Raw genomic sequence first — 14,498 nt, 5'->3', positions numbered from 1 at the left:
GGTCATGAAACTATGCGTAAGAATTTCGGTGCAAAACCCTGGACCTATCCCCAGCCGGTGTTCATTCTGGCAACCTATGGAGAGGATGGCACCCCCGACGCCATGAATGCGGCCTGGGGCGGCATCAGTGACGACACCCAGCTGTCGCTGTGCATCAGCGCGGGGCACAAGACTACCGCCAACATCCTGGCCCGCAAGGCGTTTACCGTCAGCATGGCCACGGCGGACCAGGTGGTGGCCTGCGACTATGTGGGCATTGCCTCGGGCAACACGGTGGCAAACAAGCTGGAAAAGGCCGGCTGGCATACCACACCCTCGGCGTTTGTGGACGCGCCGGTCATCGATGAATTGCCCATGGCGGTGGAATGCCGTCTGGTCAGCTATGACCCCGAGAGCTGCCGCCTGGTGGGGGAGATCGTCAACGTCAGTGCCGACGAATCGGTGCTGGATGCCGATGGAAAGATCGACCCCGACAAGCTGGACCCCATCACCTTTGATCCCATCCATCATGTCTACCGCAAACTGGGCAACAAGGTGGGCAACGCCTTCCGCGACGGCGCAGCACTGAAATAACCAGAAGAAAAAACGTCCCCGGACCATGGTCCGGGGACGTTTTTGTTTTGCCTTACAGCGGGCGGTACTGTTCGATGGTATAGCGGCCCTTGGTTTCGGTTCCCTTGCCGTACTGGATGGCCTGCACGGGGCAGCTGTGCAGGCAGCGCAGGCACTGGTAACACTTGTCGCCCCATACCGGGCGGCCGTTCTCCAGCCGGATGGTCCCGGCCGGGCAGTCTTTGGCACACCGTCCGCAGCCGGTGCAGGCGTTGGTGGCGTAAAAGGCTTTGGTGCTGCGGGCAAACCGGTTGAAGCCGTAGTGCACCACGCTGGATTTGAGTGCCGCCAGACTGCCCTCCCGGACGCGGCAGACCGGCTGGGCAGCGGCGACTTCCCGTGCGATGACCGCCAGCTCTTTCTCCGCCGCGTCGATCTTGGCGCGGGCGGTGGCTTCGTCGTCCAGGTCGGCACCCAGGATATAATTGTTGGGCATCACCAGACTGTAACTGCTGCGCAGCGGGAACAGCCTGTCCAGTTTTTTCAGGGCATGACCGGCTTCCGACCCGCAGGTGGCCACCGCAAAGGTGAACGCGCCGGTGCGGGGCAGCGTCCGGGCGAAGGTTTCCACCGGTTCGGGCAAACCCCAGGCGTAAACCGGGAAAACCAGCCCGATCCGGGTCTCGCCGGAGCAGTCGGGAGCCTTGTCCAGCCGGGCCAGGTCGATGGCAGTATCTCCGGTAAGTTCAGCCAGGCGCCGGGCTGCCCAGCGGGAGTTGCCGGTGCCGGAAAAATAGAAAATCATAGTTGATCCTTTCTTGCATGGGACATTATGTGCAGGATATTTTCTATTATAGCATGGGCATCCCCGCGGCTACAAGGCAAGCCATCCCCGGACAAACAAAAAACGCCCCCGCAAGGGAGCGCCGCAAAGGCAGGCCGTCAGGCGACGGGCAGCAGCAGATGGAGCACCAGACCGGCCACGCCGCACAGGCACATGGTCAGGATGGGGTTCCACTTGAATTTGCGCAGCAGCACAAAGGCCACCACGAAGCTGCCGGCACCGATCCAGTCCACGATGTTCAGGGCAGGGGTCTCGCCGTTGAAGAGCACCAGCGAGAGAATGGACAGTCCCGCGCCGAGGATCAGGGCTACCACCACCGGGCGCAGGCAGGAAAGTACATTCTGTAAAAGGGAGATGTCTTTGTACTTATTGTATACGTAGGCCAGCAGGGAAACCAGGATGAGCGCCGGTGTGATGCAGCCCAGGGTGGCGATCAGGGCGCCGGGAATGCCGGCAATGCGGATGCCCACAAAGGTGGCCGAGTTGACGGCGATGGGGCCGGGGGTCATCTCGGCGATGGTGATCAGGTCGGTGAATTCCTGCAGGGTCAGCCAGGGGTGGAGTTCCACCACCTGGTTCTGGATCAGCGGCATGGCGGCATAGCCGCCGCCCACGCTGAAAAGTCCTACTTGCAAAAAACTGAAAAATAGTTGAAAATAGATCATGAACGGGCCGCCTTTCTGCTCTGGAACAGGGCACGCACGACGCCGAAGGCGGCAGCGGCCAGAATGATGACGATGACATTCACATCGAATACGAAGCTGGCCACAAAAGCAACCACCATCAGACCGATGTAGATGGGCGAACGGGTCTTGAGCACATCGCTGCCCAGACCGCAGACCACGTCCAGGATGACGGCGGCCACACCGGCCTGCATGCCTTTGAGCACTAAGGCCACATAGGTGTTGGTGGCGAAAGCCGCATAAAAGAAGGAAATCACCGATAGGATGACCATGGGCGGAATGATGGTGCCCAGCACGGCGACCACCATGCCGGCCAGACCTTCCACATGCCAGCCCACCAGGATGGCGGCGTTGACGGCGATGGCGCCGGGGGAAGACTGGGCCAGGGCGGCCATATCCAGCATTTCCTGGTCGTCGATCCAGTGCAGCTCATCCACGAATTTGCGCTTCATGAAGGTGACGATGACGAAACCGCCGCCGAAGGTAAACGCGCTGATGTACAGGGTGCTGAAAAACAGGGCCCGCAGCCGCGCGGCGCGGGTCTGGGGTTGGGGATGCTGATCCATAGGGTTCCTCCTTGTTTGATTTTGCTCCGGAACTATCATACCGCAAATTGACTCCGGTGTGAAATGCTGATTTTTTATAACTGTTATGTGTTTTTTGTTGGAAAGGAAGTAGGGCTATGACCATACGGCATCTGCGCATCTTCGTGGCGGTCTATCAGGCCGAGAATGCCACCCATGCGGCGGAGGAACTGCACATGACCCAGCCTGCCGTGACCCGGGCCATCCAGGAGCTGGAACAGTACTACGGGACCCGGCTGTTTGAGCGGATGTACCGTCATCTTTCGCCCACTGAATGTGCCCGCCGGCTCTATCCCCAGGCGGTGCATCTGCTGGATTCCTTCGACCGCATCGAAACCGGGCTGCGCAACTGGGATTCCATGGGAATTGTCCGGGTTGGGGCCACCGTCACCCTGGGCAGCACGGTGCTGCCCGGACTGGCCCACCGGTTTGCCCAGGAAAATCCCGGCATCCAGCTCCAGGTCACGGTGGCCAACGGCGGTACGCTGACGGCGGCCCTGTGTGAAAACCGCCTGGATCTGGCACTGCTGGAGAGTACGCCCTCCCTGCCCGACCTCCATACCGAGGAGATCGGCACCGATCTGCTGTGTGCGGTGATGACTCCTGCAGACCCCCTTGCCGCCGGGCAGACCGTTACGCTGGAACAGCTGTCCGCTGCGCCCCTTCTGGTGCGGGAGGAGGGCAGTACCGCCCGGGCGGCCCTGCAGAGTGCGCTGGAAGCGCAGGGTTTGCCGCTGCACATCGTGTGGGAGAGCGTCAGTACCGAGGCGCTGCTCCAGGCGGCCGCCGAAGGACTGGGGGTGGCGGTGCTGCCGGAACCCCGCGTCAAGAATGCTGCCGCGGCAGGCATCGTCTGCACGCGGCCCATCGACGGACAGGCGCTCCGCCGTCACCGGGTGGCGGCCTGGCATAAAGAAAAATACCTCTCCGAATCAATGCAGCGTTTTCTGGCTTTGTGCCGCCGAACCACCGGGTGATCCGCACAGGGAGGACTTGTGGAGAGAGACTGGATGCGCTACAATACCGGTAGAGCGGCTGCGGGAAAAGCCGCCGGGAGAGGGGGATACATTTATGTATGAACTGATGCAGGTTTCCCAGAACAGCTATTATATCCAGAGCCCGGCCAAGATCGGACTGTACAAATGCAATGACACCGATGTCTGTCTCATCGACAGCGGCAACGACAAGGACGCCGGGCGCAAGGTCCGCCAGCTGCTGGACGCCAACGGCTGGCACCTGACGGCCATCTACAACACCCATTCCAACGCTGACCACATCGGCGGCAACAAATATCTGCAGGCACAGACCGGCTGCAGGATCTACGCCCCCGGCATCGAGTGCGGCTTTACCCGCCACCCGGTGCTGGAACCGGCCTTTCTGTACGGGGGGTATCCCTGCAAGGACCTGCGCCACAAGTTCCTCATGGCCCAGGAGAGCAGCGCCGAACCGCTGACCCGGGAGGCGCTGCCCGCCGGATGGGAACTGATCCCGCTGCCGGGACACTTTTTCTCCATGGTGGGGTTCCGCACGCCGGAAAATGTGGTCTATCTGGCGGACTGTCTGTCCAGCAGGGAAACGCTGGACAAATACCAGATCGGTTTCATCTACGATGTGGCGGCCTATCTGGACACGCTGGAAAAGGTGAAAACGATGCAGGCGGCGATGTTTGTGCCGGCCCATGCCGCCGCTACCGAAGACATCGCCCCGCTGGCCCAGTACAACATCGACAAGGTACAGGAGATCGCCGGGAAAATTCTCGAACTGTGCAGCACTCCCCAGAGCTTTGAGGAGCTGCTCCAGAAGCTGTTTGCCCACTACGGCCTGACCATGAATTTTGAACAGTACGTGCTGGTGGGCAGCACGGTGAAATCCTACCTGTCCTGGCTGAAAGATACGGGCAGACTCACGGTACAGTTTGCGGACAACCGGCTGCTCTGGCAGCGGACCTGAATTTTCATCCCCGGGCGGGACCTTCCGGTTCCTGGCCGGGGATTTTTGACGGCATCCGGCGTATTTTCGCCCCGATTCCGGCATAAAGTGAGCCAGGGGGTGGGTAGTATGTTGGAAATTCTGGGTTTGTTCCTGCAGGCGGCGGCCGGCCATGTACTGTATCTGATGCTGCATCTGGAGAGCGGTTCCTTTCCGCGGCCTCTCTCTCCCGCCCGGGAAAGGGAGGCGTTTGCCGCACTGCGCGCAGGGGGCGCCGGGGCGGCCGAAGCGCGGGACCTGCTGATCCGCCACAATCTGCGGCTGGTAGCGCATGTGACAAAAAAATACTTTGCCGCCACCGCCTCCCAGGACGATCTGATCTCCATCGGGACCATCGGCCTCATCAAGGCGGTGGATACCTTTGACCCGGTGCGTGCCAGCAAGTTCTCCAGCTATGCCAGCCGCTGCATTGAAAATGCTATCCTCACCCCAACACTTTTCAGAAGCGATCACCCCGAAACCACAACACCCCGCGGGTCCAGGCAGGACCTGCGGGGTGTTGTTTGCTTATAAAGGAAGGGTTCAGCAGATGCGGGGCAGCTGGGCGCCGGTGAGTTTGCCCAGAATACGGCTGCCGCCCAGCGGCGTGTGCAGCACCACCTTGCCGGGCCGTTCGGTACCCACGGTGCCGATGCGGCAGGCGCCTTCCCCGCCGGGCAGGGCACGGAGGGCCGCCAGCACGGCGTCAGCGGATTCGGAGGCGGTCACGGCCAGCATCCGGCCTTCGCAGGCTGCGTACAGCGGGTCCAGTCCCAGCAGATCGCAGGCAGCCGACACTGCCACATCCACCGGGATGGCGTCCTCCTCCAGATCGATGCACAGCGATCCGTCCTCCACAAACTCGTTCAGGGTGGTGGCCACACCGCCCCGGGTGGGGTCCCGCATCAGATGCACCCCGCCGGCCGCCAGGGCGGCAGCGCTTAGTTCGTGGAGGGGACGGCAGTCGCTGGAAAGGTTCCCCTCCATGGGCAGTTCCCCCCGGGCCATCATGACGGCGGCGCCGTGGCAGCCCACGCTGCCGCTGACCAGCACCGCGTCCCCGGGCTGCAGGGCCTTCCGTCCGAGCCCCGGGGCGCGCAGCACGCCGATGCCCGCCGTGTTGATGTACAGCCCGTCGGCACCGCCCCGTTCCACCACCTTGGTGTCCCCGGTGACGATCTGCACACCGGCCTCCCGGGCGGTGCGGGCGATGGAGTCCACCACCGTGCGCAGCACGTCGGTGGGCAGGCCTTCCTCCAGAATCAGGGAAAGACTGAGATACAGCGGTCTGGCCCCGGCCATGCACAGGTCGTTGACGGTGCCGCACACCGCCAGTTTGCCGATGTCCCCGCCCGGGAACTTCCAGGGGGTGACCACAAAACTGTCGGTGGAGAACACCGGCTGGCCGCCCAGGTCGGGCAGCACGGCCCCGTCGCCCAGATCGTTGAGGGCGGCGTTGCCGAAAGCAGGCAGCAGGATCTCGTCAATAAGTTCGGCGGTGCGCAGACCGCCGCTGCCGTAATCCATGGTAATGATCGGTTGCATTGTTTCCATCTCCTAACGGTTCAGGCGTCGGCGGGGCGGTACTTCCAGGCGGCGGCGCAGGCCCCTTCGCTGGACACCATGCAGGGCCCTACGGGGTCCTCGGGGCGGCATACCTTGCCGAACAGCGGGCATTGCTCGGGGGGCAGCACCCCCCGGATGACCGAACCGCAGCGGCAGCCCGGGGGCTCGGTGCCCCGGCGACGGGACAGTCCGTACCGGACAGCGGCATCAAAGCGGGCATATTCCGGCCGCAGTGCCAGGCCGCTGGCGGGGATCTCCCCCAGGCCCCGCCACAGACTGTCCGCGGGCAGGAAGACTGCCTCCGCGGCGGCCCGGGCGGCGGTGTTGCCTGCGGCGGTCACCAGCCGGGAATACTCGTTCTCCAGGGCAGGGGTGCCGCCGCAGACCATGCACACCAGCCGCCACACCGAATACAGCACATCCCCGGCCTCGAAGCCGCTGACCACGGCGGGCAGGCCGTACTCCCGGGGCAGGAAGGCGAAGGCGTCCACCCCGGTGACGGCAGCCACATGGCCGGGGCACAGCAGGGCGTCCACCCCGCAGTCGGGGGCGCTCAGCAGGGCCCGCAGGGCCGGTTCGGTGCGCTTCAGCAGACAAAACACTGAAAAATTGGCAAGACCGCTTTCAGCGGCGTCCAGCACGCAGGCGGCGGTGCCGGGGGTGGTGGTTTCAAACCCCACGCCCAGGAATACCACCTCCCGGTCGGGGTTGGCCCGGGCCAGGTCCACCGCGTCGGCGGCGGAGTAGACGGTGCGTACATCCGCTCCGGCGGCCCGGCGGCGCAGCAGGGTGTCTCCCCGCACGCTGCCCGGCACCCGCAGCAGATCTCCGTAGGTGGCCACGATGAGGCCCGGCCTCCCACTCAGTTCCAGGGCGGCATCCATATCCCCGGCGGGGGTCACGCAGACCGGGCACCCCGGACCGGAGATCAGTTCCACCCCGGGGGCCAGCAGACTGCGCAGCCCCGCCTTGGCGATGGCCATGGTGTGGGTGCCGCAGATCTCCATGATGCGCACGGGGGCGTGGTGTTCGATGCGGCGGCGGATGTCCTGCACCAGGTCCGCCGCCCCGGCAGGGTGGCGGAAGGCGTTGAGCCAGGCGGTATCAGAGGGCATGGATGGCCTCCTCGATACAGGCCAGATTTTCGGCGGCCTGTTCGGGGGTCAGCTTTTCAATGGCAAACCCCGCGTGGACCATCACATAGTCTCCCACCGCGATGGCGGGCAGAAAATCCACCCGTACTTTCTGGGTCAACCCGGCGGCTTCCCCCACGGCATGTTTTCCGTCTCCTTCCAGCGAGACGATCTTCAACGGAACTGCAAGACACATGCAGCAACCCTCCCTATGGTAAATACGGTTCACAGCCCGGCTGCGCCGATAGCCAGCTGTCCCAGGGCCAGCCCTTCGTCGGAAGGGGAGACCCGTCTGTGGGTGTACACCCGGTATCCGGCTCCTTCCAGCAGGGCGGTGACACCCTCCAGCAAGGCCCGGTTCAGAAATACGCCCCCCGAAAGCACCACCGGCAGTCCGTCGGGGTTCAGCGTCCGGCACTGGTCCAAGGCCATGCGGCACAGGGCCTGCTGGAATCCTGCGGCCAGGGCGGCGGCACCGGTCCCGGCGGTTTTGGCAGCGCAAAGCGCACGGATCAGGGGACGGGTATCAAAACGGCGCACCCCGTCCTCCTCATAATAAGCGGGACTATACAGATCGGCCGGGTCAGCGCCTTCAGCCAAGGCTTCCAGCAGGGCGGGGGCCTGGCCGTCGTAATCGGCGTCGGTACGCCCGGTGAGCAGGGAATAGACCCCGTCGAAAAGCCGCCCCATGCCGGAAGACTGTACGCAGCGGTAGCCGCTTTTCAGCAGCGCCGTTACGCCCTCCCGGCGGGCAAAGGCAGGCGCCGCCTCGGGACAACCGGCATCCAGAGCCAGGGAAAGAGCCGTGCGGCCGATCCCGGCGATGCAGGCGTCGCCTCCGGGCAGTGCCACCGGCCGGAGGGATCCCACCCGGTGGTAGTGCTGATAATCGCCCACCAGGTACTCGCCGCCCCAGATGGAGCCGTCCTCTCCCAGACCGGTGCCGTCCCAGATCAGGCCGAACACCGGCCCCTCCAGACGGTTGTCCGCCATGCAGGCGGCCATGTGGGCCCAGTGGTGCTGGACCCGCCGCAGCGGCAGGTGCTGCCGGGCTGCCATCTCTTCCGCCTCCCGGGTGGAGGCGTAGTCCGGGTGCAGGTCGCACACCAGGACGGTGGGCTGCAGCCCGAACAGGGACAGGGTGCCGGTGAGGGCGGTGCAGTAGTGGTCCAGCGTCTCGGCATTTTTCAGGTCCCCGATGTACTGGCTCACAAAGGCGTGACGGCCCCGTCCGGCGGCAAAGGAACCTTTCTGTTCGGCACCGAAGGCCAATACCCCCGTGACATCCCGGTCCAGCAGGAGGGGCTGGGGAGCATATCCCCGGCTGCGGCGGAAAAATACCGGCGCGCCCCGCCAGACCATGGCCAGGGAATCGTCGCACCGGTTGGCGATGGGCCGGTCATGGAGCAGAAACCCGTCTGCAATGCCCTGCAAAGCGGACACTGCGTCCTCATTGTCCAGGAGCACCGGACAGCCCGACCGGTTGGCACTGGTCATGACCAGCAGATCCGGTCCGCCGAAAGTCCCATCCAGCAGCAGGATGTGCAGCGGCGTGTAGGGCAGCATGACCCCCAGCCGGGTGGTGGCGCTGAGCCAGGTCTGCCCGGTGGGATCTTTTTTGGCCAGCAGCAGGATGGGCCGGCGGGGACTCTGCAGCAGGGCAGCCTCCTCCTCAGTATACCGGCAGAACCGGGCGGCGGTGGAAAGATCCCGGGCCATGAGGGCCAAAGGCTTTTCCGGCCGGTGTTTGCGGCGGCGCAGCCGGGCCACAGCGTCGGGACTGTCTGCCCGGCAGGCCAGATGGATGCCGCCGGTGCCTTTCACCGCCACGATCTTCCCGGCGGCCAGGGCCTTCTGGGCCAGGGCGATGGGATCGCCCGCCACGGGTTTCCCTGCGGCGTCCCGGTAGATGGCCCGGGGACCGCATACCGGGCAGCAGTTGGGCTGGGCGTGGTAGCGGCGGCTGCGGATGTCACCGTATTCGGCGGCGCAGTCGGGGCACATGGCAAACCCGGCCATGGTGGTGGCGGGGCGGTCATAGGGCAGGCGGCGGATGATGGAAAACCGGGGCCCGCAGTCGGTGCAGTTGATAAAAGGGTAGCGATACCGCCGCCCGTGGGGGTCCTGCATCTCCCGCAGGCAGGCGTCGCAGGGGGCCAGGTCGGGGGCGGCATCCTGGACCTGTGCGGCGAGATCCCCGTCATCGACCATCTGATGCTGGCCGGGGAATTTGCCCTGATGATCCTCATCGTGGTGCTGAGCATCAAGTATAAAAAGTATCCGGTGGTACTGCTCTCGGTGGGGCAGACGGGGCTGCTGGCCTGGTCGGAACTGACCTGCCCGGTGGAATCTCCCACCCATCTGCGGCTGGACTGCCTGTCCATGCTCATGATCATGATCGTGGCCCTGGTGGGCGGACTCATCTGCATCTACGCCGTGGGCTACATGAAAGCCTATCACCAGCACCATACCGAATATCAGGACCGCAGCGGATTTTTCTTCTCCATGCTGTTCTTCTTCCTGGCGGCCATGGTTGGGCTGGTCCTGTCGGAAAATCTCGTCTGGATGTATTTCTTCTGGGAGATCACCTCGGTCATCTCCTTCCTGCTCATCGGCTACACCCGCACCGAGGAAGCCGTCCACAACAGCTTCCGTGCCCTGTGGATGAACCTGCTGGGCGGCCTGGGCTTTGCCATTGCCATCGTGGTGGCGGCCCACACCCAGCATACCGTGCAGCTCAATGAGCTGGTGGCGGCAAAGGCCACCATTCCGGTGGTGCTGCTGGCCTTTGCGGGCCTGACCAAGTCGGCTCAGCTGCCTTTCTCCTCCTGGCTTTTGGGGGCCATGGTGGCACCCACACCCTCCAGCGCGCTGCTGCACAGCGCCACCATGGTCAAGGCAGGCGTCTATCTGCTCATCCGGCTGGCCCCTGCCATGGCGGGCAACATGACCGGCATGACGGTGGCTTTCATCGGCGGCTTTACCTTTATTGCGGCCAGCATGATGGCCATTGCCCAGAACGACGGCAAGAAGGTGCTGGCTTTCTCCACGGTGTCCAACCTGGGCCTGATCGTGGCCTGTGCAGGCATCGGCGCCGAGGAAACCATCTGGGCGGCGGTGCTGCTGATGATCTTCCACTCGGTAAGCAAATCCATGCTGTTCCAGGCCGTGGGCTCCATCGAGAACAGCCTGGGCTCCCGTGACATTGAGGACATGCACGGCCTGCTGCTGCGTCTGCCCCGGCTGACCTACATCATGGGCATCGGCATTGCGGGCATGTACCTGGCGCCCTTCGGTATGCTGATCTCCAAGTGGGTGGCCCTGCGGGCCTTCGTGGACGCAGACAACTACCTGCTGGTCATCTTCCTGGCCTACGGCAGCGCCACCACCATGCTGTACTGGACCAAGTGGCTGTGCAAGCTGGTCTCGCTGCACCACACCAAGGTCAAGGTCACCGACGTGACCCGCAAGGACCAGTATTTCTCCATGTACATCCACGCCGCAGCCACCCTGGGACTCTGCCTGCTGTTCCCGCTGGTTTCCTCCCGGGTGGTCACCCCCATCATTCAGGAACTCTTCGGCACCGCCCATGAGGTGCTTTCCATGAGCGTGCTGACCACCATGGCCATCATGCTGGTCAGCGTGCTCTTCGTGCCGTCCCTGATGTTCCTGCTCACACGCTCCACCCACCGGGACTACGTTCCCATCTACATGGGCGGCATCAACGAGGGCGACAACACCTATTTTGTCAACAGTTTCGGGGAACCGGAACATCTGTATCTGAGCAACTGGTACCTGCGGTTTGAGTTCGGGCGCCGCCGCCTCATGCGGCCGGGCGTCATCATCTCGGCGGGGGTTCTCATCGTCATGCTCTGTGTGATCATAGGAGGTGCGGTATGATGCCGGTCGTTTCGGTTTTGGCGTATCTGCTGCTGGCGCCCCTGGTGGGCGCCCTGCTGGACGGGTTGGACCGCCGTGTCAGCGCCCGGATGCAGGCCCGTCAGGGGCCGCCCATGATGCAGCCTTTCTATGACCTGAAGAAGCTGTTCTCCAAGCAGATGATCGCCGTCAACAGTGTGCAGATGCTGCTGAACCTGAGCTATCTGATCTTCCTGGCGGTGGCCGGCTCCATGCTGTTTGCGGGCGCGGATATTCTCATGTGCCTGTTCATCCTGTCCACCGCCGATATGTTCCTGGTCATGGCGGCGTCCAGCGATTCCTCGCCTTTCTCCACCCTGGGCGCCGGACGGGAGATGATCCAGATGATGGCCTACGAACCTCTGACCCTGCTCATGGCGGTGGGGTTCTATCTGGCCACCGGCAGCTTCCATGTGGGGGACATCATCCGGATGTCCCACAGCGCTGTGCTGACCATGCCTGGCTTCCTGCTGGGCTTCATGTTCATTACGGCCATCAAACTGCGCAAGTCGCCCTTTGATCTGTCCACCAGCCACCATGCCCACCAGGAGATGGTCAAGGGCATCACCACCGAGATGGCCGGTCCCACCCTGGCGGTGATGAATATCGCCGAATATTACGAGATGGTGCTCATGCTGGGCATCGTGGCGCTGTTTTTCCTCAACGAACACTGGTGGAGCTGGCCCATCGCCATTGTGGCCTGCCTGGTGGTGTATCTTCTGGAGATTTTGTGGGACAATGTGGCCGCCCGCGTCAAGTGGCGCACCCTGCTGGATGGCTGCTGGGTGGTCACGCTGCTCACCGGCGGGCTCAACGGCCTGATCCTTATGCTGGTACGCTGAATGAGGGGGCGAAACTACCATGAAGAAACTTGCAAAATCCCCTTGGATGCTGCACTATGACGCCAGCAGCTGCAACGGGTGCGATATTGAGGTGCTGGCCTGCACCACGCCCAAATACGACATTGAACGTTTCGGCATCATCAACACCGGCGATCCCTTCCAGGCGGACATCCTGCTGATCACCGGCGGTGTGAACAGCCAGTGCGAAGGGGTGGTACGGCAGCTGTACGAACAGATGCCCAACCCAAAAGTGGTGGTGGCCGTGGGGATCTGTGCCTGCACGGGCGGCGTCTTCAAGGACTGCTACAACATCAAGGGCGGCATCGACACGGTCATCCCGGTGGACGTCTACGTGCCGGGCTGTGCGGCCCGGCCCCAGGCCATCATCGACGGTGTGGTGAAAGCGCTGGAGATCCTGGAGGACAAGCGCAGCCACTACACCGAGGAAAAAGAAGAAGAGAAAAAGGAGGAAGGCTGACGATGGAAGCTGCCAACACGATCGAGCCCATCACCATGGCGGAATTCATGCCCCAGGTGATCCGGTTCAAGATGGACGGCTGGCGGGTGGTGCAGTTGTGTGCGGTCCGTCTGCCCGACGGCTATGAGCTGAGCTACTCCTTTGCCAAAGGGTACGATATGCGCACCCTGCGTCTGACTTTGGGCACCGACGAGACGGTGCCCAGCATCACCCAGGTGTATCCCGGCGCTTTCCTGCAGGAAAACGAGGCCGCAGAGCTGTTCGGCGTAAAGATCGAGAGCATCCAGGGCGACTATCACGACAAGCTGTACCGCATTGCGCGGCCCACGCCGTTCAAGGAAAAGGGGTAAGACTATGGCGAAACGAAGCATTGTGCCCTTTGGTCCGCAGCATCCCGTCCTGCCGGAACCCATCCACCTGGACCTGGTTCTGGAGGACGAAGTGGTGGTGGAAGCGGTGCCCAGCATCGGGTTTGTCCACCGCGGACTGGAAAAACTGGTGGAGACCAAGGATTTCAAGGAATACGTCTACATTGCCGAGCGGGTCTGCGGCATCTGCAGCTTCGGCCACGGGCTGGGGTACTGCCAGACGCTGGAGCACATCATGAATGTGGAGGTGCCGCCCCGGGGCCGGTATCTGCGCACCATCTGGATGGAGATGAGCCGCATTCATTCCCATCTGCTGTGGCTGGGCCTGCTGGCCGACGCCATGGGCTTTGAGAGCCTCTTCATGGAGAGTTGGAAGCTGCGGGAAAAGATCTTGGACATGTTCGACGCCACCACCGGCGGCCGGGTGATCTTCTCGGTGAACTGCATCGGCGGCGTACTCAAGGACATGGACGAAACCATGCTCAAGAACATTGTGGACACCTGCAATGATATGGAGAAGGAACTCAAGCCCATCGCCGACGCCTTCCTGCGGGACTATACCACCGGCTCCCGTCTGCACGGGCTGGGGGTGCTGACCCCCGAGGATGCCACCCTCATGGGAGCCGTGGGCCCCATGCTGCGGGCCAGCGGTGTCTCCTACGACGCCCGCAAGCTGGGCTATGCGGCCTACGGCGAACTGGATCTGGAACCCGTCACCGCCACCGAGGGCGATTCCTACGCCCGGTGTGAGGTGCGTATCCGGGAGATCCACCAGTCCTTTGACCTCATCCGCCAAGCGGCGGCCAAGATCCCGGCGGGGCCCATTGCGGTACCGGTGAAGGGCTTCCCCCAGGGGGAGTATTTCACCCGCATCGAACAGCCCCGGGGCGAGGCCATCTACTATGTGAAGGCCAACGGCACCAAGTTCATCGAACGGTTCCGTCTGCGCACCCCCACCACCAGCAACATCCCGCCCATGCTGAACATGCTCAAGGGCTGCCAGCTGGCTGACGTGCCGCTGCTGATCCTGACCATTGACCCCTGCATCAGCTGTACCGAGAGGTGAAACCAAGATGGCATCATTGAAATTCCTGCCCTTTGCGGGTACCGCGCTGAAGAATCTGTTCAGCAAGCCGGTCACCACCAGCTATCCCTTTGCGCCGGCCCAGTATCCTGAACGGATGCGCGGACATATCGAGATCGACATTGAATCCTGTATCAGCTGCGGTATGTGTGCCCGCAGCTGCCCGCCCGGCGCCCTGACGGTGGACCGGGCTGCCGGCACCTGGACCATCCAGCGGTTTGACTGCGTGCAGTGCGGCAACTGTGTGAACGTCTGCCCCAAAAAGTGCCTGAAGATGGTCCCCGGCTACACCACGCCGGACACCACCCGGCACAGCGACACCTACACCCGCACCACGCCGCTGCCCAAGCCGACCCCCAGACCTGCCGCTAAACCGGCCGGCGCTGCCGCCGCCAAGCCCGCTGCGCCGGCGGACAAGCCCGAAACCTGATAAGAAAAGACCGTGTCCCGGATGGGACACGGTCTTTTTGGTTGTGCA

At 63.3% G+C, this 14,498-nt stretch carries 17 protein-coding genes; 10 read left to right on the top strand and 7 right to left on the bottom strand.

From position 1 onward, the window contains the following. Positions 1-12 precede the first annotated feature (12 nt). Entirely contained in the window at positions 13-573 is a 561-nt protein-coding gene (locus NQ490_RS04335) for a flavin reductase family protein (protein ID WP_040917828.1), read from the top strand. A 52-nt stretch (positions 574-625) separates the two neighbouring features. Here NQ490_RS04335 and NQ490_RS04330 read toward each other — a convergent pair whose 3' ends face one another. The 3 genes from NQ490_RS04330 to NQ490_RS04320 all read right to left on the bottom strand — a co-directional run bounded on the left by NQ490_RS04330 (position 626) and on the right by NQ490_RS04320 (position 2,645). After that, a complete protein-coding gene (locus NQ490_RS04330) occupies positions 626-1,357 on the bottom strand; it encodes an EFR1 family ferrodoxin (protein WP_007047633.1) in 732 nt (243 codons plus the stop codon). A gap of 137 nt (positions 1,358-1,494) precedes the next feature. Further along, entirely contained in the window at positions 1,495-2,061 is a 567-nt protein-coding gene (locus tag NQ490_RS04325; protein WP_007047632.1) for a chromate transporter, read from the bottom strand. Then, a complete protein-coding gene (locus NQ490_RS04320) occupies positions 2,058-2,645 on the bottom strand; it encodes a chromate transporter (RefSeq protein ID WP_040917827.1) in 588 nt (195 codons plus the stop codon). The genes NQ490_RS04325 and NQ490_RS04320 overlap by 4 nt, the downstream gene beginning before the upstream one ends. Before the next feature lie 116 nt (positions 2,646-2,761). Here NQ490_RS04320 and NQ490_RS04315 point away from each other — a divergent pair, with 116 nt between their 5' ends. From NQ490_RS04315 to NQ490_RS04305, 3 genes are all read left to right on the top strand, one after another. Next, positions 2,762-3,640: a LysR family transcriptional regulator gene (locus NQ490_RS04315; RefSeq protein ID WP_007047630.1), complete on the top strand. Its 879-nt coding sequence runs from the start codon at positions 2,762-2,764 to the stop codon at positions 3,638-3,640. Between the two features lie 94 nt (positions 3,641-3,734). Beyond that, positions 3,735-4,613, top strand: coding sequence for an MBL fold metallo-hydrolase (locus NQ490_RS04310; protein WP_007047629.1), 879 nt, complete (start codon positions 3,735-3,737; stop codon positions 4,611-4,613). A gap of 108 nt (positions 4,614-4,721) precedes the next feature. Continuing rightward, a complete protein-coding gene (locus NQ490_RS04305; RefSeq protein WP_007047628.1) occupies positions 4,722-5,165 on the top strand; it encodes a sigma-70 family RNA polymerase sigma factor in 444 nt (147 codons plus the stop codon). Between the two features lie 9 nt (positions 5,166-5,174). Here NQ490_RS04305 and hypE read toward each other — a convergent pair whose 3' ends face one another. Genes hypE through hypF form a run of 4 tightly spaced genes read right to left on the bottom strand, consistent with a single transcriptional unit; the run spans position 5,175 to position 9,541 of the window. Continuing rightward, positions 5,175-6,185, bottom strand: a complete 1,011-nt coding sequence (gene hypE / locus NQ490_RS04300) for a hydrogenase expression/formation protein HypE (protein ID WP_007047627.1) — start codon at positions 6,183-6,185, stop codon at positions 5,175-5,177. An 11-nt stretch (positions 6,186-6,196) separates the two neighbouring features. Then, entirely contained in the window at positions 6,197-7,312 is a 1,116-nt protein-coding gene (hypD, locus tag NQ490_RS04295; RefSeq protein WP_007047626.1) for a hydrogenase formation protein HypD, read from the bottom strand. Next, complete coding sequence (locus NQ490_RS04290) at positions 7,302-7,526, bottom strand: HypC/HybG/HupF family hydrogenase formation chaperone (protein WP_007047625.1); 225 nt, start codon at positions 7,524-7,526, stop codon at positions 7,302-7,304. Before NQ490_RS04290 ends, hypD begins: the two co-directional genes overlap by 11 nt. A 29-nt stretch (positions 7,527-7,555) precedes the next feature. Continuing rightward, a complete protein-coding gene (gene hypF, locus NQ490_RS04285; protein WP_187118516.1) occupies positions 7,556-9,541 on the bottom strand; it encodes a carbamoyltransferase HypF in 1,986 nt (661 codons plus the stop codon). Between hypF and NQ490_RS04280 the strand changes: the two genes are divergently transcribed. Genes NQ490_RS04280 through NQ490_RS04255 form a run of 6 tightly spaced genes read left to right on the top strand, consistent with a single transcriptional unit; the run spans position 9,446 to position 14,450 of the window. Further along, positions 9,446-11,230 carry an NADH-quinone oxidoreductase subunit 5 family protein gene (locus tag NQ490_RS04280; RefSeq protein WP_007047623.1) on the top strand — a complete coding sequence of 595 codons (1,785 nt, stop codon included), beginning with the start codon at positions 9,446-9,448 and terminating at the stop codon, positions 11,228-11,230. The genes hypF and NQ490_RS04280 overlap by 96 nt on opposite strands. Beyond that, positions 11,227-12,090 (top strand): respiratory chain complex I subunit 1 family protein, encoded by an 864-nt coding sequence (locus NQ490_RS04275; RefSeq protein WP_007047622.1) that lies wholly within the window; start codon positions 11,227-11,229, stop codon positions 12,088-12,090. The genes NQ490_RS04280 and NQ490_RS04275 overlap by 4 nt, the downstream gene beginning before the upstream one ends. 19 nt (positions 12,091-12,109) lie before the next feature. Further along, the gene (locus NQ490_RS04270; RefSeq protein WP_007047621.1) at positions 12,110-12,568 is read left to right on the top strand and encodes an NADH-quinone oxidoreductase subunit B family protein; all 459 of its coding nucleotides are present in this window, start codon (positions 12,110-12,112) and stop codon (positions 12,566-12,568) included. A 2-nt stretch (positions 12,569-12,570) separates the two neighbouring features. Continuing rightward, positions 12,571-12,918, top strand: coding sequence for an NADH-quinone oxidoreductase subunit C (locus NQ490_RS04265; protein ID WP_007047620.1), 348 nt, complete (start codon positions 12,571-12,573; stop codon positions 12,916-12,918). A gap of 4 nt (positions 12,919-12,922) precedes the next feature. Beyond that, positions 12,923-14,002 (top strand): hydrogenase large subunit, encoded by a 1,080-nt coding sequence (locus NQ490_RS04260; RefSeq protein WP_007047619.1) that lies wholly within the window; start codon positions 12,923-12,925, stop codon positions 14,000-14,002. A 7-nt stretch (positions 14,003-14,009) separates the two neighbouring features. Further along, a complete protein-coding gene (locus NQ490_RS04255) occupies positions 14,010-14,450 on the top strand; it encodes a 4Fe-4S dicluster domain-containing protein (RefSeq protein WP_007047618.1) in 441 nt (146 codons plus the stop codon). Positions 14,451-14,498 lie beyond the last annotated feature (48 nt).

It is taken from the genome of Subdoligranulum variabile, assembly GCF_025152575.1.
In the GTDB taxonomy this organism is placed as follows: Bacteria; Bacillota; Clostridia; order Oscillospirales; family Ruminococcaceae; genus Gemmiger; species Gemmiger variabilis.
The sequence above is the reverse complement of the archived record's forward strand: the minus strand, read 5'-3'. Positions and strand labels throughout refer to the sequence as shown.